16 protein-coding genes are annotated in these 21,793 nt (G+C 40.8%); 14 read left to right on the top strand and 2 right to left on the bottom strand.

Translation table 11 applies throughout. The features are described from left to right. The first annotated feature begins 552 nt into the window (after positions 1-552). From T543_RS07185 to T543_RS07170, 4 genes are all read left to right on the top strand, one after another. Positions 553-1,980, top strand: coding sequence for a 2-isopropylmalate synthase (locus T543_RS07185; protein WP_035767213.1), 1,428 nt, complete (start codon positions 553-555; stop codon positions 1,978-1,980). A 51-nt stretch (positions 1,981-2,031) separates the two neighbouring features. Beyond that, the gene (locus T543_RS07180; RefSeq protein WP_035767212.1) at positions 2,032-2,718 is read left to right on the top strand and encodes a GntR family transcriptional regulator; all 687 of its coding nucleotides are present in this window, start codon (positions 2,032-2,034) and stop codon (positions 2,716-2,718) included. 13 nt (positions 2,719-2,731) lie between these two features. Next, on the top strand, positions 2,732-3,937 hold the full coding sequence (locus T543_RS07175; protein ID WP_035767211.1) for an NADP-dependent isocitrate dehydrogenase: 1,206 nt from the start codon (positions 2,732-2,734) through the stop codon (positions 3,935-3,937). Between the two features lie 160 nt (positions 3,938-4,097). After that, positions 4,098-5,114 carry a LacI family DNA-binding transcriptional regulator gene (locus tag T543_RS07170; RefSeq protein WP_035767209.1) on the top strand — a complete coding sequence of 339 codons (1,017 nt, stop codon included), beginning with the start codon at positions 4,098-4,100 and terminating at the stop codon, positions 5,112-5,114. Positions 5,115-5,335: 221 nt separating this feature from the next. Here T543_RS07170 and T543_RS07165 read toward each other — a convergent pair whose 3' ends face one another. Together T543_RS07165 and T543_RS07160 are read right to left on the bottom strand one after the other, a co-directional pair. Further along, entirely contained in the window at positions 5,336-7,315 is a 1,980-nt protein-coding gene (locus T543_RS07165; protein WP_035767207.1) for an ABC-F family ATP-binding cassette domain-containing protein, read from the bottom strand. Between the two features lie 255 nt (positions 7,316-7,570). Continuing rightward, the gene (locus tag T543_RS07160) at positions 7,571-7,918 is read right to left on the bottom strand and encodes a hypothetical protein (protein ID WP_035767206.1); all 348 of its coding nucleotides are present in this window, start codon (positions 7,916-7,918) and stop codon (positions 7,571-7,573) included. Positions 7,919-8,244: 326 nt separating this feature from the next. Between T543_RS07160 and T543_RS07155 the strand changes: the two genes are divergently transcribed. The 10 genes from T543_RS07155 (at position 8,245) to era (ending at position 21,787) form a co-directional block, all read left to right on the top strand. Continuing rightward, a complete protein-coding gene (locus tag T543_RS07155; RefSeq protein ID WP_035767204.1) occupies positions 8,245-8,892 on the top strand; it encodes a redox-sensing transcriptional repressor Rex in 648 nt (215 codons plus the stop codon). A gap of 38 nt (positions 8,893-8,930) precedes the next feature. After that, a complete protein-coding gene (locus T543_RS07150; protein WP_051638612.1) occupies positions 8,931-9,620 on the top strand; it encodes a coiled-coil domain-containing protein in 690 nt (229 codons plus the stop codon). Then, positions 9,598-11,208 carry a bifunctional ADP-dependent NAD(P)H-hydrate dehydratase/NAD(P)H-hydrate epimerase gene (locus tag T543_RS07145; protein ID WP_035767203.1) on the top strand — a complete coding sequence of 537 codons (1,611 nt, stop codon included), beginning with the start codon at positions 9,598-9,600 and terminating at the stop codon, positions 11,206-11,208. Before T543_RS07150 ends, T543_RS07145 begins: the two co-directional genes overlap by 23 nt. A gap of 14 nt (positions 11,209-11,222) precedes the next feature. Further along, on the top strand, positions 11,223-12,419 hold the full coding sequence (gene alr / locus T543_RS07140) for an alanine racemase (RefSeq protein ID WP_035767202.1): 1,197 nt from the start codon (positions 11,223-11,225) through the stop codon (positions 12,417-12,419). 179 nt (positions 12,420-12,598) lie between these two features. Then, positions 12,599-13,552, top strand: a complete 954-nt coding sequence (locus T543_RS07135; protein WP_155843198.1) for a hypothetical protein — start codon at positions 12,599-12,601, stop codon at positions 13,550-13,552. 135 nt (positions 13,553-13,687) lie between these two features. After that, on the top strand, positions 13,688-15,103 hold the full coding sequence (locus tag T543_RS07130) for a hemolysin family protein (protein ID WP_035767198.1): 1,416 nt from the start codon (positions 13,688-13,690) through the stop codon (positions 15,101-15,103). 24 nt (positions 15,104-15,127) lie between these two features. Next, positions 15,128-15,865: a YebC/PmpR family DNA-binding transcriptional regulator gene (locus T543_RS07125; protein ID WP_035767197.1), complete on the top strand. Its 738-nt coding sequence runs from the start codon at positions 15,128-15,130 to the stop codon at positions 15,863-15,865. Between the two features lie 21 nt (positions 15,866-15,886). Beyond that, positions 15,887-17,758, top strand: coding sequence for a glycosyltransferase family protein (locus T543_RS15190; protein ID WP_051638611.1), 1,872 nt, complete (start codon positions 15,887-15,889; stop codon positions 17,756-17,758). 23 nt (positions 17,759-17,781) lie between these two features. Beyond that, on the top strand, positions 17,782-20,724 hold the full coding sequence (locus T543_RS07115) for an insulinase family protein (RefSeq protein WP_035767196.1): 2,943 nt from the start codon (positions 17,782-17,784) through the stop codon (positions 20,722-20,724). Continuing rightward, positions 20,708-21,787 (top strand): GTPase Era, encoded by a 1,080-nt coding sequence (era, locus tag T543_RS16230; protein ID WP_035767195.1) that lies wholly within the window; start codon positions 20,708-20,710, stop codon positions 21,785-21,787. Before T543_RS07115 ends, era begins: the two co-directional genes overlap by 17 nt. Positions 21,788-21,793 lie beyond the last annotated feature (6 nt).

The following is a 21,793-nucleotide window of genomic DNA, read 5'->3' as shown; positions in this document are numbered from 1 at the left end:
CAATCATAGGGAACAACATGGTTTGTTCAAAAGAGATTTTCTTTTTCCTGGTAAAATCAGAAGCCGGATTGGTCAGAAACTCATCCCTTCGCTCCAACAAGGATGAAAAGACAGAGAAAAGATTTTTGCGTATTTCAGCAACAGTAAATGACATGTCAGCACCTCCGTAAAATGTCTTATAATCAAGGCGCGGCAACATTTTTTGGCTGACTTGTCAGGCATTTTTCGCAGAAAAATGCAAAAAAATCAGAGGGTATTTCACCTCTGATTTCAGTAATATATTTAATTGTAACTATAGGATTGGGACGGGAAATCCTTATCTAAATGGCATTGGGACGGGGTTTGTGGACCATTTTGTGACAAATGGTCCACAAACCCCGTCCCCGGGTACCACTTTTTATCGCGTTATCGCGGTAAAGTGTTGACATGTCTTGCATTATTGTATACAATCATACAAAGCGTTGACAATTTGTAAGAAAAGACAGTTTTTCTCTTACATCAGTTTACAGAAATAATATCAAGGCGCAAAGGTGCGCAGAAAGAGGTTTTTCGATGCAGGATAATACGTTTCAAAACAGACCGGTAACAATGAATGAACACAACAATCTCCTTCAGATTGAAGAACATATGTATATTCTCGATGATGTCGAAAAACCAAACGTTTTCAGGAATATGTTTCCGTATGACGAAGTTCCGAAGGTTCCCTTTAATGACAGGATCGTTCCCCACAATATGCCTAAAGATATATGGATCACCGATACTACATTCAGGGATGGTCAGCAATCAAGAGCTCCGTATACAACAGAGCAGATTGTAAAAATATATGATATGCTACATGAACTTGGCGGACCTAACGGAATGATCAGACAGAGTGAGTTCTTTTTATATAGTAAAAAGGACAGGGATGCTGTATATAAGTGTATGGAAAGAGGCTATAAGTTCCCTGAGGTTACCAGCTGGATCCGCGCAAGTAAAGAGGACTTTAAGCTTGTTAAAGAAATCGGCATGAAGGAGACGGGAATTCTTGTGAGCTGCTCCGATTATCATATTTTCCTTAAGCTCAAGATGACAAGAAGACAGGCTCTTGAGCATTATCTTAGTGTTATCAGAGACTGTCTGGAGGAAGGAATCAGTCCCAGATGCCATCTTGAAGATATAACAAGAGCTGATATATACGGATTTGTAGTTCCGTTCTGCGTAGAACTTATGAAGCTAATGGATGAGTACAAAATCCCGATCAAGGTAAGAGCCTGCGATACTATGGGATATGGTGTCAACTATTCAGGTGCTGTTATTCCCAGAAGCGTACAGGGTATCATCTATGCGCTTAATACTAATGGTGGTGTTCCAAGTGAGCTTATTGAATGGCATGGACACAACGATTTTTATAAGGCAGTTACCAATTCAACTACAGCATGGATCTATGGATGTGCTTCGGTTAATACTTCACTTTTTGGAATCGGTGAGAGAACAGGTAACACCCCTCTGGAAGCTATGGTATTTGAATACGCACAGCTTAAGGGCACTCTTAACGGAATGAATACGATGGTTATAACTGATCTTGCCCGCTACTACGAGAAGGAACTTGGCTATCACATTCCGCCTCAGACTCCTTTTGTCGGCAAAAACTTTAACGTCACAAGAGCCGGTATCCATGCGGACGGGCTTCTTAAGAACGAGGAGATCTACAACATTTTTGATACGGATAAATTCCTCGGAAGGCCACCGGTAAGCGCAGTTTCAAATACTTCGGGACTTGCGGGTATCGCGCATTGGATAAATGTTCACTATCACTTAAAAGACGATGCAGCACTCGGAAAGGATTCAAAGCTTGTAACTCTCTTAAAAGAGTGGGTTGATGAAGAGTATGCCGGAGGACGTGTCACAGTTATGTACGATGAGGAGCTTGTCGCTAAGATAGATGAGGTTTCGAAGCTTATCGGAATCAAAGTGATGGATGGGAAAATCGAAAACCTTTGATATAGCCTTGGATTATTCATTTAAGGGACGATTGTGAGGATATAACAGATAATGGGAAATAAAGATTTGCAGCAGGAAGTAACTGATAAATACTCCCTGCGAGGCAGAGTTTTTCACAGGATAAGAGAAGATATCTTAAACGGAAAATATTCCGATAACGAAGAGCTTAAGGAAGTTGCCATAGGAGAAGAACTGGGTGTCAGCAGAACTCCTGTCAGGGAAGCACTGCGTCAGCTTGAGCTTGAGGGGCTTGTTAAGATAATTCCAAATAAGGGAGCATCGGTAGTTGGAATAAGTGCCAAAGATGTTCATGATATTTATATGATAAGGTCTAAGCTTGAAGGTCTGTGTGCCAGATGGGCATGTGAGAATATAACGGATGAACAGCTTGAAGAACTTGAAGAGATAGTTTATCTGGCAGATTTTCATGAGCAGAAGGGACATTTTGAGCAGATAGCAGAGCTTGACAACAGGTTTCATAACATTTTATACGAATCATGTAATTCCAAGATGCTTGAGCACCTTTTAAAGGATTATCATCAGTATGTCTGGAGGATCAGACAGAAAACACTTGTTGGGAAAAGAAGCAAGGCTTCCAATAATGAGCACAGAATGATCATGGAGGCAATAAGGGAAAAGGCACCCGATAAAGCCGAAGAAATTGCCAATAGGCATATGATCAGTGCTTATGATAATATGGTAAAGAATGGCTTGCTTGATATGTTTAAAAATAACTAAAGGAGACGAGGATATGTCTAAAGTACAGATGACCACGCCTATTGTGGAAATGGATGGAGATGAAATGACCAGAATTCTCTGGAAGATGATCAAGGATGAACTTATTTGCCCTTATATCGATCTTAAGAGCGAATACTATGACCTTGGCCTTAAGCACAGAGATGAGACGGATGATCAGGTAACTGTAGACAGTGCTAATGCCACAAAAAAGTACGGAGTAGCTGTAAAGTGTGCAACAATTACTCCCAATGCTGCAAGAGTTGAGGAATACGATCTTAAGCAGATGTGGAAGAGCCCTAACGGAACGATCAGAGCGATGCTTGATGGCACTGTTTTTCGTGCACCTATCCTTGTAAAAGGAATAGAGCCCAATGTTAAGACTTGGGAGAAGCCTATAACACTTGCTCGTCACGCTTACGGTGATGTATACAAAAATGTTGAGATAGCAGTACCCGGAGCAGGTAAAGCAGAGCTTGTATTTACAGGAGCAGACGGCACCAAGATCACTCAGACAATTCAGGAGTTTGACGGCCCCGGGATCATCCAGGGTATTCACAATAAGGATGCTTCTATAAAGAGCTTTGCAAAGGCATGCTTCGAATATGCGCTTTCGACAAAGCAGGATCTGTGGTTTGCAACAAAAGATACTATCAGCAAAACCTATGATGCAAGATTCAGAGAGATATTCGATACAACTTTTGAGAGCGAGTATAAAAGTAAGTTTGACGATATGGGCATAGAATATTTCTACACTCTTATCGATGATGCTGTTGCCCGCGTAATGAAGTCCAAGGGCGGATTTATCTGGGCATGCAAGAACTACGACGGTGATGTTATGAGCGATATGGTTTCAAGTGCCTGCGGCTCACTTGCCATGATGACATCAGTTCTTGTTTCTCCTGATGGAATCTACGAGTATGAGGCAGCTCACGGAACAGTTCAGCGTCATTACTACAAGTACCTTAAGGGAGAGGAGACTTCAACCAACCCTGTAGCAACCATTTTTGCATGGACAGGTGCTATGAGAAAAAGAGGAGAGCTTGATGGAATAAACGGCCTTATCGAATGGGCTGATAAGATGGAGAAGGCTACTCTTTCAACTATTGAAAATGGCGAGATGACAGGCGATCTTGTGCTTATTACGAGTAACAAGGATGCAAAGAAGCTTAACTCAGAAGACTTCATCAAGGCTATCCGCAGAACATATGATAATATGTAATTTGCGAGGCTTTTTCAAATACAGGAAGTCTGAGATATATAAGAAGACAGAATCCTCATGGCGGCATGAGGATTCTTTTTTTCTTGACACAGAACCTTTTTGTTCTGTATAGTTAAAACTAGGTTAATCGGTTAATATAACTGACAAAGCGGAGGAGAAGATGAATTTAAAAACTATTGCCGCACGTGCCGGTGTGAGTACAGCTACGGTGTCTAATGTTATCAACGGCAATTTCAATAAAGTATCGGAAGAAACAAGACGACGCGTAGAAAAAATAATAAAAGATGCGGACTATAAGCCCAATGCGGTAGCAAGGTCCCTTGCAAAAAAAGAAAGTAAAATAATAGGACTTGCGATTCCATATCTTGGAAGGGATGAGGACTTTTTTACTAATCCTTATAATGCACATATAATCGCGTCGCTTGAAAAATATGTACGCAATCACGATTACTATTTGATGTTAAGATGCGTGGGAGATCCCAAAGACATAGTGCCTTTGCTGTCATCCTGGAACGTGGATGGAGCCTTTTTCCTCGGTGTTTTCATGGATGAGGTAAGAGAGATAAAAGAGAGCATAGACGTTCCTATGGTATTTCTCGATACGTATGCGCCAAATGACAATATCGTAAATGTGGGAATCGAGGATTATCGTGGAGGGTATCTGTCTGCAAGATATCTGATCGGAAAAGGACATACAAACATAGCCCTTGTAGCTCCTTCGGTAAATGCAGAGGGTGTTATAAGAGAAAGATATAACGGATTTTGTGATGCTTGTAAAGAAAGCGGCATTTCATTTGGCGAAGAGAATCTGTTCTTTACAGATACGACCTATAAAAACGCCATGGAGATCGGACAGGATATCGCTTTTTCAAACAGGGGTATCACAGCTGTTGCGACTATGTCGGATGTAGTTGCCTTTGGTGTATCAGAGGGGCTTAAGCAGTGCGGAATAAGAGTTCCCTATGACGTCTCGATAATAGGATTCGATAATCTGCCTGACTGCGAGTTCATGACTCCCAAGATGACAACAATTGCTCAGGACTACGACTGGAAAGCAGAGAAGGCATCTGAGTATCTGTTCAGGATAATTAATGGCGAAAAGGATATGGTCCTTGATGACAGACTTCCAATAAGAGTTGTAGAGAGGCAGTCTGTAAGAAATCTTTTGAGTGAATAAGAAAGCTAATAAAATTTTTTTATAGAAAGCCGCGTTACTGATGATTTGATATCTTGGTAACGCGGTTTTCTTTGTATTTACGGATAAAGTTAACCGAATAACGTCATAGCAGCTGATATTTTCTACATACCAAGCGGCGGTGTAGCTGATCTTAATAGTTAAAAGATAATAAAAATATCGTTTAGGAGTTTTCTAAATTGTTAATATTTTTGAATCGGATCTTATTCTGAAAGCTCAGCCCACTCATCATACAGATTGGAAAGGCGGCTTTCGTTTTCTGAGAGCTCGTCTGAGAGCTTTCTAACCTTTGCAAGGTCTGTCGCAACAGCAGGGTCAGATAATTCCTCATTGATCTTCTCGTTTCTCTCTTCAAGCTTTGCGATTTCTTCTTCGCATTTTTTTAGAGCTGCTTCCTGCTTTCGCCTTCTTGCGGCTTCTTCTTTTTGTGCTTTCCAGTCGGCCTGTCCCTGAGAAGAAGCAGGAGACTTTGGCTCTGATGTAGATCTTGTTTTTGTTTCACCTGTGGAGAGATCTGTGCTCATCACAGTGGATTTTCCATAGGAAGGATCTGCAACTGAAGCTATTCTTGAAGTTTGTTCTTCGCAGTGTTCCTCGTAGTAATCGTAGTTTCCGATATAGTTAATGATGCTTCCGTGGGTGAGATCCAGAATCCTTGAAGCTGTTTTATTTATGAAGTAACGGTCATGACTTACATACAGAACTGTTCCTTCGTAGTTGTTTATGGCATCCTCGAGGATTTCTTTACTTGTTATATCAAGGTGGTTTGTAGGCTCATCAAGGATCAGGAAATTGGCATCCGAGAGCATGAGCTTTGCAAGGGAAACACGTCCCTTTTCACCGCCTGAGAGATCACCGATCCTCTTAAATACATCATCACCCGTAAAAAGAAAAGCAGCGAGAGTGTTGCGTATCTCTGTGTTGTTCATTGACGGGTAGGCATCGGATAACTCTTCAAACAAAGTCTTTTCGTTATGGAGTACCTGATGCTCCTGATCATAGTAGCCGATGTGAACCTTGACTCCGAGAGTTATCTCGCCCTCGTCAAGAGTTTCCATGTTGTTGATGATCTTGAGCATGGTTGTCTTACCGGTTCCGTTATCACCGATTATTGCTACATGTTCGCCTCTTTTTATATCGAAGGATATGTTTTTAAACAGGTGCTCATTGCCAAAAGATTTGGCGATCCTGTCGACGTGCATTACGTCCATTCCGCTTACGCAGGATGGTGTGAGAGTGATCCTCATGTCGTCACGTATTTCCGTAGGCTTTTCAAGGCGCTCAATCTTATCAAGCATTTTTTCGCGGCTCTCAGCACGCTTGATGCTCTTTCCTCTGTTGAACTGCTTTAGTTTATCTATTACTTCTTCCTGATGCTTTATCTCAGCCTGCTGATTTAGATATGCCTTTAGCTTGGCAGCTCTTATCTGTTCCCTCTTTTTTGCATAGGCGGTGTAGTTACCGGTGTAAATATCTGCGCCTTTATTATCGATTTCTATGACTTTCTGAGCTATGCGGTCGAGGAAATATCTGTCGTGGGATACGATAAGTACAGCACCCTTGTAGTTCATAAGGTAACTCTCAAGCCACTTGATCGAATTCATATCAAGGTGGTTTGTGGGCTCATCCAAAATGATCAGGTCAGGTGACTGAAGAAGGAGCTTACCTAGAGCAACTCTTGTTTTTTGACCGCCGGAGAGGGTGGATATTCTTTTATCGAATTCCTCTTCTGAAAAACCAAGACCCTTTGCAACGCCTATGACTTCGCTCTCCCAGGCATAACCGTTTTTTAACTGAAATTCGTGGTTCATCTGGGCATATTTTTCCATGAGGGCTTCAAGCTCAGAACCTGTAAGAGTGTCCATGTCTTTTTCAGCCTGACGGATGTTTTTTTCAAGATCTATTACGTCGCGCTTCATTTCGCGAAGCTCTTCGTATATGCTGTGTGCGCTGTCGATGTTCTGATTTTGCGCAAGATAGCCGAAGGTTGCGCCCTTGGAGAAGGTAACAGTACCATCATCCGGTGTCAGTTCTCCTATAAGCATGCGAAGAAGAGTGGTCTTGCCGGCACCGTTTATACCGACTATCGCCACTTTTTCATTATCTTCTATATGAAAAGATATTTCTTTTAATATGTCATTTCCGTCAAAGGACTTACATAAATTATGACAGGATAAAATCATGATGTATCTCCGTTAAAACTCTGTGTTAATGAAAACTGCCTGAAAACTCCGCGGAAGCTATCGTGATCATCATATATCTGCCACTTCCGATACCTGCTCTTATGGGAGTTTTTGTGCATTTAATAGATTATCATGTATGGACGTTTTCATCAAATAGGAAGATGGATAATAGAATATAGCCTTAAAAAGGGGCTGTGAAAAAATGAGATCATTTTTTCACAGCCCTTAACTATTAATTGTAATGGATTTAAGATTCTAGGCGAAAGCATCGAAGGAGGAGCCGAGCTGACCGTAGGTCTGTGCAGCCATATCTCTTCCATAGCCGATCGTATCTGTACCGAACTTGGAGGCAATCTGGTTGAACTGCTGATTGATCTGCTGGTTAACCTTCATGCTTTCATCTTTTCCGTCGGTACTTGCAACTTCACCTACTTTTACTTCCTGGGCATTGGGGTACACCACAGGAGCGACAGTTGAAATGTTATCGACCTGTTTATGCTCATCATACACGTCTGACACAGGAGCCTGATTGGATAGAGCATAGTTCATAGGCCTTACCTGATACATGCTGTATGCATTTACGCCACCAATAGACATAGACATAATACTACCTCATAAAATAAAACTACTGATAATCATATTGTAACCCAAACAAGTAAATAAAGTATAAAGATGTGATTAAAGTTTAAATAAAATATTTATTTTTGTTCGCTCTTTTGCCTTAATTTGCGGGAAAAAACTCAATAATAATTGGAAATAAGTTTATTTCTATTTAATTGACTAATTTTTAACAGATAGTATAATAAATTATTAACAAAATGTATTAACTTGATGAAAACTAACTGACAAATTGCTGGTTATGTAGTAATCAATACTCCGCTCTGAGCGATTAGATCACGGAGATCAAAATAGACATTACTGGAGGAATTATGGCAGAAAAGGAAATATCTCAGGCGGTCATAAGCAGATTACCGCGATACTTCAGATACCTGGGAGAGCTAAAAGAGCAGGGGATCGAGAGGATCTCATCTCAGGAACTGAGCGATATCATGAAGGTAACTGCATCGCAAATAAGGCAGGATTTTAACAACTTCGGCGGCTTTGGGCAGCAGGGGTATGGTTATAATGTGGAATATTTGTATGAGGAAATCGGCAAGATTCTCGGAATGGGAAGAGAGCACACTCTCATAATTGTCGGAGCAGGACATTTGGGGCAGGCACTATCAGGCTACAATAATTTCTTTAACAGGGGCTTTATTTTTAAAGGGGCTTTTGATCTGAACAAGGAGCTTCACGGCAAGAAGATCCGCGACATGGAGATCAGACCGGTAGAGGAGATCGAACAGTTCGTAAGGGACAACAAGATAGAGATAGCTGTTTTGACTATACCAAAAGATCAGGCTGTTTTGATGGCGGACAAGCTGGTAAAATGCGGAATCAAAGCTATCTGGAATTTTGCACATGTCGATCTTGATGTTCCGGAAAATGTTCAGGTTGAAAATGTACATTTGTCAGATTCACTTATGAAACTTTCATATAATGTGGACAGATACGAGAAGCTTCACAAGAAAAAATAAGCAATCTGTATGGCGGATATGATCCGGGAGAGAGGCTTATGGCAACTAATGAGAGTAAGTATTCCGAGGCACTTGTGGGAAAGGATATTCCTATTCTTTCCCAGGATGAAAAATGGCAGCAGCTGTTTGTGCTAAGTCCCAAGACTGATGAGATTGAAAGTCTTGAGGCTGAGCTTAATGAACTTGTGGATAAGCAGGAAAAAAACAGAGACAAGATCAAGGATATCAAACGCCTTAAGAAAAAACTTCTTACCGAAATAGTGGTACTAAGGGATGACTCGGCAAAGACTCCCAAGGAACGGAAAAAAATAGAAGCTGAGATAGACGATCACAAAAGGCTTATAAACGAGTGCAACGAGAAAATTGAAGAGTGCGAAGATGAGATGCTTGGGCTCCCAAGAGAAATCTATAAGGTTGATTATGATCTCATGATCGAGACCATGAATGTGTTCTATAAGATAATGCACGATAATACCACAGAGATAAATGCCATAGATGACTGGATATCCAAGGTCAGGGTGCAGCTTAAAAAGAACATTATCCGCATGCAGGAAAAAGAAATAGAGAATTTCAATGTATATTCCTATATGCATGATATTTTCGGGCCGGAGGTCATTGATCTGTTTGACTTAAAATACGATCCCGAGAGAAGACATCCCATCAGAACACCCGGAATGAAGTCTGAAAATGGGATAATAGTTGAAGATGAAAAATACACAGACAAATAATAACATCATAAGATATGCTGTAAGCGCTGCAGAAATGAAGAGATGCGATGAGGCCACGATAACGGAATTTGGCATTTCACAGATGGTTCTCATGGAACGTGCAGCGCTTTCATTATGCGCTTTTATAAGTAAAAAGGCATCGCGAAGAGACAAAATCTATGTTTTTGCAGGTAAGGGTAATAACGGCGGAGACGGCATTGCTCTTGCAAGACTTCTTTATCAGAATGGCTTTGATGTGACTGCTATTTTAACAGGCCACAGGCTTATTGATGGAGAAGCAAGGAGCAGCGCCTGCAATAAGCAGCTTTTATCTGCACAAAAATACGGTGTCACAATAATAGATTTTGAAGATGTTAAGAAAGACGACCTAAGAGATGCGGACATCATAGTAGATGCCATTCTTGGGATCGGATGCAAAAGAGACCTTGAAGGTGAATATGAGAGAGCCTGCAAGGTGATAAATGATATCAGAGAAGAAAAGAAAGCTTTCGTTCTTGCAGCAGATATTCCCACGGGGATAAATGCGGATGACGGAAGTATATGCAAGATATGCGTAAAAGCAGATAAGACCATAACCTTCGGATTTATGAAAATGGGACTTATTCTCTATCCGGGCTGCGAATATGCCGGAAATACTGATGTCGAGCCTGTTGGCATTACGAGGGACGGTTTTGGGGATGAGCTTCCAAAATTTAAATATATCTGTCCGGAAAATGGTGATATAGCTAAGGCACTACCTAAAAGAAAAGGATCCGGAAACAAGGGTACATTTGGGAAAGTTCTGGTGATTGCCGGAAACAGAAACAGTAGCGGAGCTCTTATTATGGCGATGGAGAGCTGCCTTAGAAGCGGAGCGGGAATGGTAAGAGCTTTTACCGAAAAGGAAAATCTCCATGCGGTCCAGACCATGCTTCCTGAGGCGATGTATGATCTGTATGATGCAGATAATCTTCTAAAAGATAAATCATATAAAGAGAAGACTTTTAATGCCCTTAGGAAGGCGATTGAATGGGCGGATGCTATAATTTGCGGTCCCGGGCTTAGTACGAGTGATGAAGCAAAAGAAATTCTTTCTTTTGTACTATCAAATGCTAATCTGCCGCTTGTTCTTGATGCTGATGCACTAAATATCATTGCAGAAGATGAAGAAATTAAAAATCTTGCAATTAATTACAAATACCAAAAGATAATGACGCCGCATCTTGGCGAGTTTTCAAGGCTATGCGGACTTAGGATTTCTGAGTGCAAAAAGGATATACTCACACTTCCCGGCAGACTTGCAAAACTTTTTCATGCGAGTATTATATGTAAGGACGCCAGAACAATTATTACAGATGGCTTAAATTATTATATAAATGTTTTCGGAAATGACGGAATGGCAACTGCCGGCAGTGGTGATGTGCTTTCCGGAGTTGTGGGCGCTTTTGTTACCGCAGGTTTTGAAGATTTAACTTATGCACTTTCTTGTGCTGTTTTCATTCATTCCTATGCAGGAGATGCAGCGGCAAAAAAACTGGGGAAGCGTTCAATGACAGCGAGAGATATAACAAAAGCTCTTCCGGATGCTTTTGAACTTAGATCAGAATAAAAAGGAATTAGAAAATGCTTGAAGAATACTCACGAGTATACGCAAAGATAGATCTTGATGCGATCCATGATAATGTTGAAAATATGCATAAGGCACTTCCGGAAGGCACAAAGATGCTTGCCGTGGTAAAGACCGACGGCTACGGATTTGGCGCTGTTCCCATAGCTAAAATGCTTCAGAATGAAAAATATATCTGGGGATTTGCTACAGCTACAGCTGAAGAAGCCTTTGAACTTAGGGATGCCGGAATCAAGAATCCTATTCTTGTTCTTGGCTATACTTTTCCGTACGCTTATGACAGGATGCTCAGAGAAGACATAAGACCTTCCGTATTCAGGTATGATATGCTTTCCCAATTATCTGAGAGGGTACTTAGATACAGGGCTCAGGGCGGAGATAAGAATTTTCATGTGCATATCGCAGTTGACTGTGGGATGAGCAGAATAGGTATAAGACCGGGTTCTGACGGAGAAAATCTGGTAAAGCAAGCTCTTATGACAGAAGGAATAGAAGTAGAGGGTATATTTACTCACTTTGCAAGAGCTGATGAAGCTGACCTTACCAATGCTCATGAGTGCTACAGGAGCTTTGAAGCATTTGTAAATAAATTGGAGAAGGATAATAATTTTACCTTCCCCATAAAGCATTGTGCAAACAGCGCAAGCATAATAGATATGCCGGATACACATATGGACATGGTAAGATGCGGCGTTACAATGTACGGAATGTGGCCTTCCGATGAGGTAAGCAGGGATAAGATCAGGATAAAACCTGCAATGTCAATTTACAGTCATATTTCCTATATTAAAGATATTCCGGAAAATACTCCTGTAAGCTATGGAGGAACTTTTGTTTCGGACAAGAAGATGAGAATTGCCACAATTCCTGTGGGATATGGAGACGGATATCCCAGAAGCTTATCGGGCGGAAGAGGATTTGTTCTTATTCATGGACAAAAAGCCGAGATTCTTGGAAGAGTGTGCATGGATCAGTTCATGGTTGATATAAGCCACATCACCAATGCAAAAGAGGGAGACGAGGTTATTCTTCTTGGCGAATTCAAGGGTGAATATGACGAAAATCATAAGGCTAAGATTACCATAGAAGAACTTGGTGATCTGAGTGGAAGGTTTAACTATGAGTTTACCTGCGACTTAAATCACAGAGTTCCAAGGCTCTATTTCAGTAAAGGAAAGATGATCACGCAGTAATTGAAAATATAACTAAAACTTGCCATATCTCGAGCGGGTGCATGACCACTCAAGATGTGGCAAGTTTATAAATATAATTATTGTTTGGGCGATAATGTGATAAAATAATTAGCATGATTTCCAATATATTTGAACTTGCTACAAAATTTATCATATGGATAGTAAAGAGTGTCTTTGAGATGATTGCATTTTTCTTAAGACAACTCTTTCGCATCTTTCGTCTGCTACTTGTTGTCGCTCCTGTTGCAGGTGCAGTTTTTGCCTGCTTTTTTATAGTTCTTATTCTTCAGATAGCATCGGGCGGCGATGTTATTCCTCAGGATTTTCCTTTTAAGATCAATTACGTTCCTGTTTGGGATGCTATGAAAAAGGTTCTCTTTTCATATCTTGGACTGATGTCCTCCTATAACGGAACGCTTCTTTATTTTATTTTGCTGTTCTTTATGGTGATCCTCGCAGTCCCGATTTCGGGGATACTCCTTGCTGCGGGTACAGCTGCAACTGCAGGAAGATTCATTTTATATGGACTTATCGGAGATCTTATATTATATGTGTTATCGGCTCTGGTCCTTGGAAAAGCACCTCATGAAAAAATAACAGACAGATTCACCATTTTATTCCCCGAAGCAGGGCGAAAGATAAATGAAAAAAGATACAATAAGCTAATAAGGACGCGAACAAGAGAGCTTGAAGAGGATTCTTTTGAATACAGAAACCGCAGGAATCCCGCAGAGGAATTCTATGATGACGAAGATATGTATTATGAAAATGAGCAGGAATATCCGGAAGATGATGAGTATTATGATGAGATCGGATATGATGAGCGCGACTATATAGAAGATTCATATTATGAAAATGATGATGGATACGAAGACGAGTATGATGATGAGTATGACGAGCATGATAAAGAGGATGCCCGCTATGGAAGAAAAGGAAGACCTTTTACTAATGCAAACGACAGGAATCCTTCTTCATTTAATTTTTTTGCAGGGTGCAATTCACTTGAATCTGCAAACAGAAAATACAAGTCACTTGTAAAACTGTATCATCCCGATAATATGGACGGCGATACAGATGCACTAAGGGAAATAAATATCCAGTATGCTCAGATAAAAAAGAGTTTTGATCAATAGTTATTAAAATGCGGGGCTGCACATTCTTGTGCGGCCCTTTTACAGTAGGTGGTTTTCTTGACTGGTTCTTTATGAAATGATATATTTTAGTTTGACTCATTTTGCATATTTCTAAAGAAAAGGAGACGTAAATAAATGGACGACGCGGGGCCTAATGCCACGGCATTTTTTGCAATTTTCATCCTGATGATCCTTGCAGATATGCTGTTTTACGGATTTGGGGCTGCTATTGAGAACTTAAAACCTGAAGACATTGAGAAGGAGAAGCCGGGCAGGGAAGGAGAAGAAGGACCTTCTGCCAAGATTCTCGGAAAAACAGTTAAAAATATTGAAGTTCTATCTGAGATGCTTGAACACCCCGGAAAATACATCAATACAATTCAGCTTCTCACACTGTTTCTCAATATGATTTTTGGTGTTACATATATCGGATTGTTCAAAAGAGCGGCATTTGCACTGCTTGGGGTAAAAATACCAATCGTGGCTGTTGGAACGATGGTATCTTATGTAGTTGCGGTGCTTGTTCTTATGTATGTGATCCTTACGTTCGGAGTTTTGATCCCAAGGAAACTTGGCGCAAGATATCCGGAGAATTGGGCATTTGCATGTGTTGGTCTGATCAATGCTGTTATAGGCATTCTAAGTCCCTTTACAGGTCTGATAAGAGTCAGTGCCAGGGGGATTTTAAGAATCTTCGGATTTCACTGGGATGCTGATGACAATGATGTAACCGAGGAAGAGATAAAGTCCATGGTTTCAGAAGGTCAGGAACAGGGCGTACTTCAGGACTCAGAGGCTGATATGATAAGTAATATCTTTGAGTTTTCGGATAAGCAGGCTCAGGATATTATGACTAACAGAAATGCCATGGTGTGTATCGACGGAAATATGACACTTCAGGAAGCTGTCGATTTTATGCTTGAGAAAAACAACTCAAGATTTCCTGTTTTTCTCGATAACATAGATCACATCATCGGAATCCTTCACATAAGGGATGCCATGAAAAAGCTCTATGAGCATATAGATGATGACACGCCTTTGAGAAAGACCAGGGGTCTTCTTAGAGCTCCTAAGAATGTCAACGAGACCAGAAATATCGATACTCTTTTCCATGAGATGCAGAAGTCAAAGACTCAGATGGTTATTGTAATTGATGAGTACGGACAGACTGCGGGACTTGTCTCTATGGAGGACATAATCGAGGAAATCGTCGGAAATATCATGGATGAATATGACGAAGAAGAAGCTTATATCGCGCCGACATCCAATGAAGATGAGTTTATAATCGAGGGAAAAACACCTCTTGAAGACTTGGAGGAAAAATTCGGTCTTTCCTTTGAAAATGTGGAGTTCGAAACTGTCAACGGACTTTTGATATCAAAGCTTGACAGGATACCGAATGAAGGCGAGGACTTCACTGCAGAGATAGATGGATATTCATTTAAAATACTCTCTGTAAAAAATCATATGATCCAAAGCGTACTGGTTAAGAGGCTTAAAAAAGATGAGCCGGAGGAAACCGGAGACGATCAGGAAAATAAAGAAAACTAATTTTTAAAAATTTAGGAGGAAGCAATGTCAGGACATTCAAAATTTGCAAACATTAAACATAAAAAGGAGAAGAACGACGCTGCTAAGGGAAAAATCTTCACAGTTATCGGTCGTGAGATAGCAGTTGCAGTTAAGGAAGGCGGCCCCGATCCTGCAAATAACTTCAAGCTTGCACAGGTTATAGCAAAGGCAAAGGCTAACAACATGCCTAACGATACTATCGAGAGAGGTATCAAGAAGGCTGCAGGAGCTGACGGAAGCGTAGATTACCAGAACCTTACATACGAAGGATACGGCCCCGGCGGTACAGCTATTATCGTTGATACACTTACAGATAATGCTAACCGTACAGCTGCTAATGTAAGAGCTGCATTTTCTAAGGGTAACGGAAACATCGGTACTCAGGGATGCGTATCTTATATGTTCGACAGAAAGGGTCAGATCATCATCGACAAAGAAGAGTGCGAGATGGGCGCTGATGACCTTATGATGCTTGTACTTGATGCAGGTGCTGATGATTTTAACGAGGAAGAGGACAGCTTCGAAATCCTTACAACTCCCGATGCATTCCAGGGTGTTGTTGAAGCTCTTGAAAAAGAGAAGATCGCTACAGCTCAGGCTGAGATCACAATGATCCCTCAGAACTATGTAGAGGTTACAGGCGACAACGTTAAGTTCATCCAGAGAATACTTGACATTCTTGATGAGGATGATGATGTTCAGGCAGTATATCACAACTGGGATGACAGCTCAGTAGAATAAAAACTTAGGGGGAGTCTTGAGATGAAACTGAAAAAGACATGGATGGGGATTTGTGTCTGGGTATTATTTTTAATCCTGATGTTGGGAGCAATAGTATATACGTGTTTCTACTCAGGACTTGTTCCTACATTCGGTAACCCTGTCAGAGCGATCATTACTCTGACAATACTGGTTGCCGGAGCTATTTATTTTGTACTAAAAAAGATTTCGGATTTTTTGAGGGAAAAGGTACCTTTTGTAATGAAAGGCAGCTTCCACCCGGTAGTGGAGGTGCTTATTCCTATTCTTGTTATGACTATGGCTATAGTTATCTATTCCGCCTTGGCAACAGGGATAAGTGTGAGCGGAGACCTTAGTCTCTATGACAGAGCTACCATCACGGAGGCAGCAAAAGAAGGCACATTCCCTGGATTTCCGGAATCTTTTTATGTTGGTATACTCCATATTTTTATGCAGTTTACGGGCAATACGATAAATGCCGCTGTTGTCCTTCAGCTGATATTTGGAGTTTTATCTATTTTATTTTTGTATATCGCTTTAAGACAGGGTATAGGCATTTTTGGCGCACTTATTATTGCAGTGCTGATATCATCAATACCCGTTGTGGGACTGTCGTTTGCAGAATTATCAGCGGACAATCTGCTGTATTTTATTTTCTCGCTCTATTTTATGCTTCTTGTATTATATGCAAAGGCTTGCGGGACATCATTTGCAGGTGGGATATTCTTTAAGTTATTTGACATCATAATGGGGCTTTTACTTGGATTATGCGTATATCTTGAGCCCGGTATGATAGTGCTTATTTCACTTCTTGTAGCAGGGATTGTTATAGACAGTAAGGAACCCGGAATCTTATCACGTATTGTAAATGCTGTAATCTTTGTTATTTCCACAGCTAGTTCTTTTATAGGTGTATTTGTCTATACAAGAGGAAGTGGAGTGCTTGGTTCTCCACTTGCAGAGTACGCGAATGCTTATCTTGTAAAAAGCGAAAACAGTGCATTTGATACTTTGACGAATAGCCGTTTTGACAGCCTTATTTTATGTGCAGTTCTTTTGTATATCGGATCATTCTTTGTATTTGGATTTTTCAGAGGCAAGGGAAAAAAGCGCCCGACAAAGGCAGTTCCTTTTGTGTTTATGAGTATGCTGCTCCTTCTTTTTGGTAAGCTTTCCGAAAAGACGATGTTTAACACAGAGGTGATGGTTGTTGTACTTCTTAGTATCCTTGCAGGCTGCGGACTTTCCTGCGTTACATTTGATGAACGAAGTGGCATGGAGGATGAGGATGCTGAAGCTTATGAGAGCCCTGAGGCATTCGATGATCCTGAGAGAAATTCTCAGATAAGCGAGATCATAATGCCTGAAACCGCGCAGAAGGAGCAGGAATCTGCAGTAGATGAAGCTGCGGAAGAAGATGTGGAAGAGCATTATGATGAAACTCCGGAAGAGGAGACGGAAGAGTATTATGATGAGACTTCGGAAGAAGAGACAGTAGAAGAAGACTTGGAAGAAGTGCAGGAAGAGACTTCGAAAGAAGACGTGGAAGAAGTCCTGCATGAGATCCCGGAAACACAGGAAATTCCGGACGATGTGAAGGAAGTGCGTGAAGATGCTCCCTTGCAGCCAAAGAAAAATGAGGCACCCAGATATGTGCCTGAGGGAATGGTCCTTCCTGTAGGTGAAGAAGATGAAGAGGATATTGTGCCTCACTTTAATATGAACAGACAACAGATGGATGATATAGGAATTTTGTCTGTTGGAAATAAAAACGATAATAACGAGTCAGATACACAAAAGGATATTGCTGATGCAGCAGAAGACTCACAAGCTCCTCATACAAAGGATGACTTTGATATAGAGATAGAGCAGGGAGATGATTTTGATATCTGATCTTAATAAAGAGAGAATTAATAATGAGAATTGAAGAACTTAGTGCATATGAAGTTATAGAAAAAAGAAGAATAGAGGATCTCAATTCCGAGAGCTATATTGTTCGCCATAAAAAGACAGGAGCTCGCCTTGCTCTTCTTTCAAATGATGATGACAACAAGGTATTTTACATAGGATTCAGAACTCCGCCCAAGGATTCAACCGGAGTTGCGCATATCATCGAGCATACTGTCCTTTGCGGATCAAAGGAGTTCCCTATAAAGGATCCTTTTGTTGAACTGGTCAAGGGTTCACTTAATACTTTTTTAAATGCAATGACGTATCCGGATAAGACCGTTTATCCTGTTGCAAGTTGCAATGATGCGGATTTCCAGAACCTCATGCATGTATATCTTGATGCGGTTTTCTATCCAAATATTTATAAGACCCGCAAAATCTTCGAGCAGGAAGGCTGGCACTATGAACTGGAAAATGAGGATGATGAACTTAAGATAAACGGTGTCGTATACAACGAAATGAAGGGAGCTTTTTCTTCTGCTGATGAAGTTGTTGCAAGAAAGATAAGAAACTCTCTTTTCCCCGATACAACCTACGGAATAGAATCCGGCGGTGACCCCAAAGTGATCCCTGAGCTTACATACGAGGATTATCTTGATTTTCACAGAAAATATTATCATCCTTCAAACAGCTATATCTATCTCTATGGCAATATGGATATGGCGGAAAAGCTTACATATATCGATGAAAAATATCTTTCCAAATTCGATGCTTTGGAGGTTAAATCTGAGATCGAGTCGCAGAAGGCTTTTGATGAGAGAAAGGTTATAACAGACAACTATCCTATAATGGATGAGGATTCTGAGAAGGATAACACATATCTTTCACTTAACTACGCTGTGGGATCCAGCCTTGATCCCAAGTTTTATGTTGCATTCGATGTGCTTGATTATGCGCTGTTTTCAGCTCCCGGAGCACCCGTTAAGAAGGCACTTATCGACAAGAGAATAGGAAGCGAAGTATTCAGCGATTATGACAACGGAATAAAGCAGCCTGTTTTTTCAATTATTGCAAAGAATGCAAATCCCGAGCAGAGAGACGAGTTTGTAAAAACCATTGAGGATGTACTCAAGGAGCAGGTACGAGATGGAATAGACAAAAAAGCGCTTCTTGCAGGCATCAATTCCGATGAGTTTAAGTATAGAGAGGCTGATTTTGGCAGATTTCCAAAGGGACTGTTATATGGACTTCAGGTTTTTGATAGCTGGCTTTATGACGACAAAAAGCCTTGGATCAATATCGAGGCAAATGAGACCTATGCAGGATTAAAGAAGGAAATTGACACAGGATATTTTGAAGGATTAATAGAAAAATACCTCCTTAATAATACTCACAGTTCTCTGGTTGTAGTAACACCAAAGAAGGGACTTTCTGAGGAAGAAGATAAAAAGCTTACAGATAAGCTTGCAGCATATAAGGCATCTTTATCTGATGAAGAGATAAAGGCAATCGTTAAGGAAACAGCTGAACTTAAGGCTTATCAGGAAGAGCCTGATGCACCCGAAGACCTTGCCAAGATCCCGCTTCTTACAAGAGAAGATATCAGGAAGGAAGCTGATAAATTCATAAACGAAGAGAGATTAGCCGGAAAACAGAAGATTCTTTTCCACGATGTTTTCACAAACGGTATAAGCTATGTGAACTTCGTGTTTGATATGAAGAATGTTCCGGACAGACTTCTTCCGTATGTACCTATGATGAAGCTTATTCTGGGACTTATGGATACGAATAATTACACCTACACCGATCTGTATAACGAGATAAATCTTCAGACGGGCGGAATTAACGGATCCATCAGTACATATACCGATTCAAAGGATGTCAGCAAGTTTGCAACAACCTTTGAAGTGAGCATGAAATCTCTTTATTCACAGCTTGATAAGGGATTTGAACTTGTAAAAGAAATAATTACCGGAACGATTTTTGATGATAAGAAGAGATTCCTTGAAATACTGGAGGAGAACTGCTCAAGGGCTCGCTCTGAGCTTGCCGGAGCAGGACATCACAGCGCAGCACTCCGCGCTATGTCTTATGTTTCAAAGACTGCAAAAATCTCCGATATGGTATCGGGAATCGGCGGATACAGACTTCTTGAGGAAGTAAGAGAGAAGTTTGCAGAAGATGAAAAAAGCGCAGATATGTACATAGATATGATGAAGCAGCTGTGCAGGATCATCTTCAGACCGGAAAATCTTCTGATCGACTATACAGCTTCCGAGAAGGAATATCCTGAGTTTGAGAAGCTGGCAGCCTCATTTGCGGATGGCCTGTATACTGATGAAGTTGAAAAGGAAAGCTTTAATATTGTCTGCAAAAAGGAAAATGAAGGATTCCAGACAGCAGGTCAGGTTCAGTATGTATGTCTTGCAGGTAATTTTGTATCCAAGGGACTTAAGTATGATGGTGCGCTTCGCGTTCTAAAAGTAATGCTTGGTTATGACTATCTTTGGAAAAACATAAGAGTCCTTGGCGGAGCCTACGGCTGCATGAGCGGATTTGCGAAGAATGGTGATTCTTATTTTGTAACATACAGAGACCCTCACTTAAAGAGAAGTATCGATGTATTTAAAGAGGCTTCAAAATATATTAGAGAATTTGATGCTGATGAAAGAACTATCACACAGTTTGTGATTGGCGCAGTGAGTGACCTTGATACACCAAAGACACCTTCTATAAAGGGATCATACGGTCTTACAGCATATATGTGCCATGCGGATATGGAACAGATCCAAAAGGACAGAGATGATCTTCTTTCTACAGATATAGAAAAGATCAGAAGTCTTGCAGATTATATAGATGCCTTTATGGAGGATGACTGCTTGTGCGTTGTCGGAGAAGGCAACAAGCTGGAACAAAATAAAGATATGTTTGGAAAAGTGGAGCAACTTATTTATGCAGGAAAAGCTTGATGGTAACAACTTTAAATGTGGTTATGTAACTCTTATCGGAAGACCGAATGTAGGTAAATCCACGCTTATGAATCATCTCATCGGTCAGAAGATTGCAATTACATCGCATAAACCTCAGACTACCAGAGGAAGGATCCAGACGGTTTACACGGATGAAAGGGGACAGATAGTATTTCTTGATACCCCCGGGATCCACGAATATAAAAACAAACTTGGTGAATACATGGTCAAGGTAGCCGTGGGAACTCTTCAGGATGTAGACCTTGTGATGTGGCTTGTCGAACCCTCTGATTATATAGGAGAGGGTGAAAAAATGATAATCGAGCAGCTAAGAGAGAGCGCAAAGCAGGTTATCCTTGTTATAAATAAGACAGATACTGCTGATAAGCAAGAACTTGAAAAATTCAAGGCTGCTTACAAAAAAGAGATGGATTATGCCGGAATAGTTACGGTTTCAGCTCTTAAGGACGATGGACTTGAGCTTCTTATGGAAGAGATATTTAACAGACTTCCGTACGGCGATCCTTTCTACGATGAAGACACACTTACGGACCAGTCAGAGAGACAGATAGTAAGTGAAATAATAAGAGAAAAGGCACTTAGGCTTTTATCTGATGAGGTGCCGCACGGAATCGCTGTGACTGTCGAAACCATGAGGACAAGGACTATCACCAAAGCTCCTGCCAAAAAGAAAAAGCATGTGCATCCTCCAAAAAAGAGTAAGATTGCAGAAAATTCGCAAAGCGCAAATGTAAGCGGCGCACCTGATCTTGAGGCGATGCTTGCAGGACTTAAAGGCGGCCCTGTAGATGCTGCTGATGGCAGGGAAGAAGACAATATCATGGATATCGAAGCTTCCATTATCTGCGAAAGAGATTCACATAAAGGCATAGTTATCGGAAAAGGCGGTTCAATGCTTAAAAAGATTGGTACCGATGCCAGAAAAGATATCGAGAAATTACTTGATTGCAGGGTAAATCTCCAGCTTTTTGTCAAAGTCAGAAAAGACTGGAGAAATGACGCGCTTCAAATGAAAAATTTTGGATATAAGAATTCTAAGTGATGGAAT

Source organism: Butyrivibrio sp. NC2002, assembly GCF_000702265.1.
Taxonomy (GTDB): domain Bacteria; phylum Bacillota; class Clostridia; order Lachnospirales; family Lachnospiraceae; genus Butyrivibrio.
This window is presented reverse-complemented; position numbering and strand designations above follow the sequence as displayed.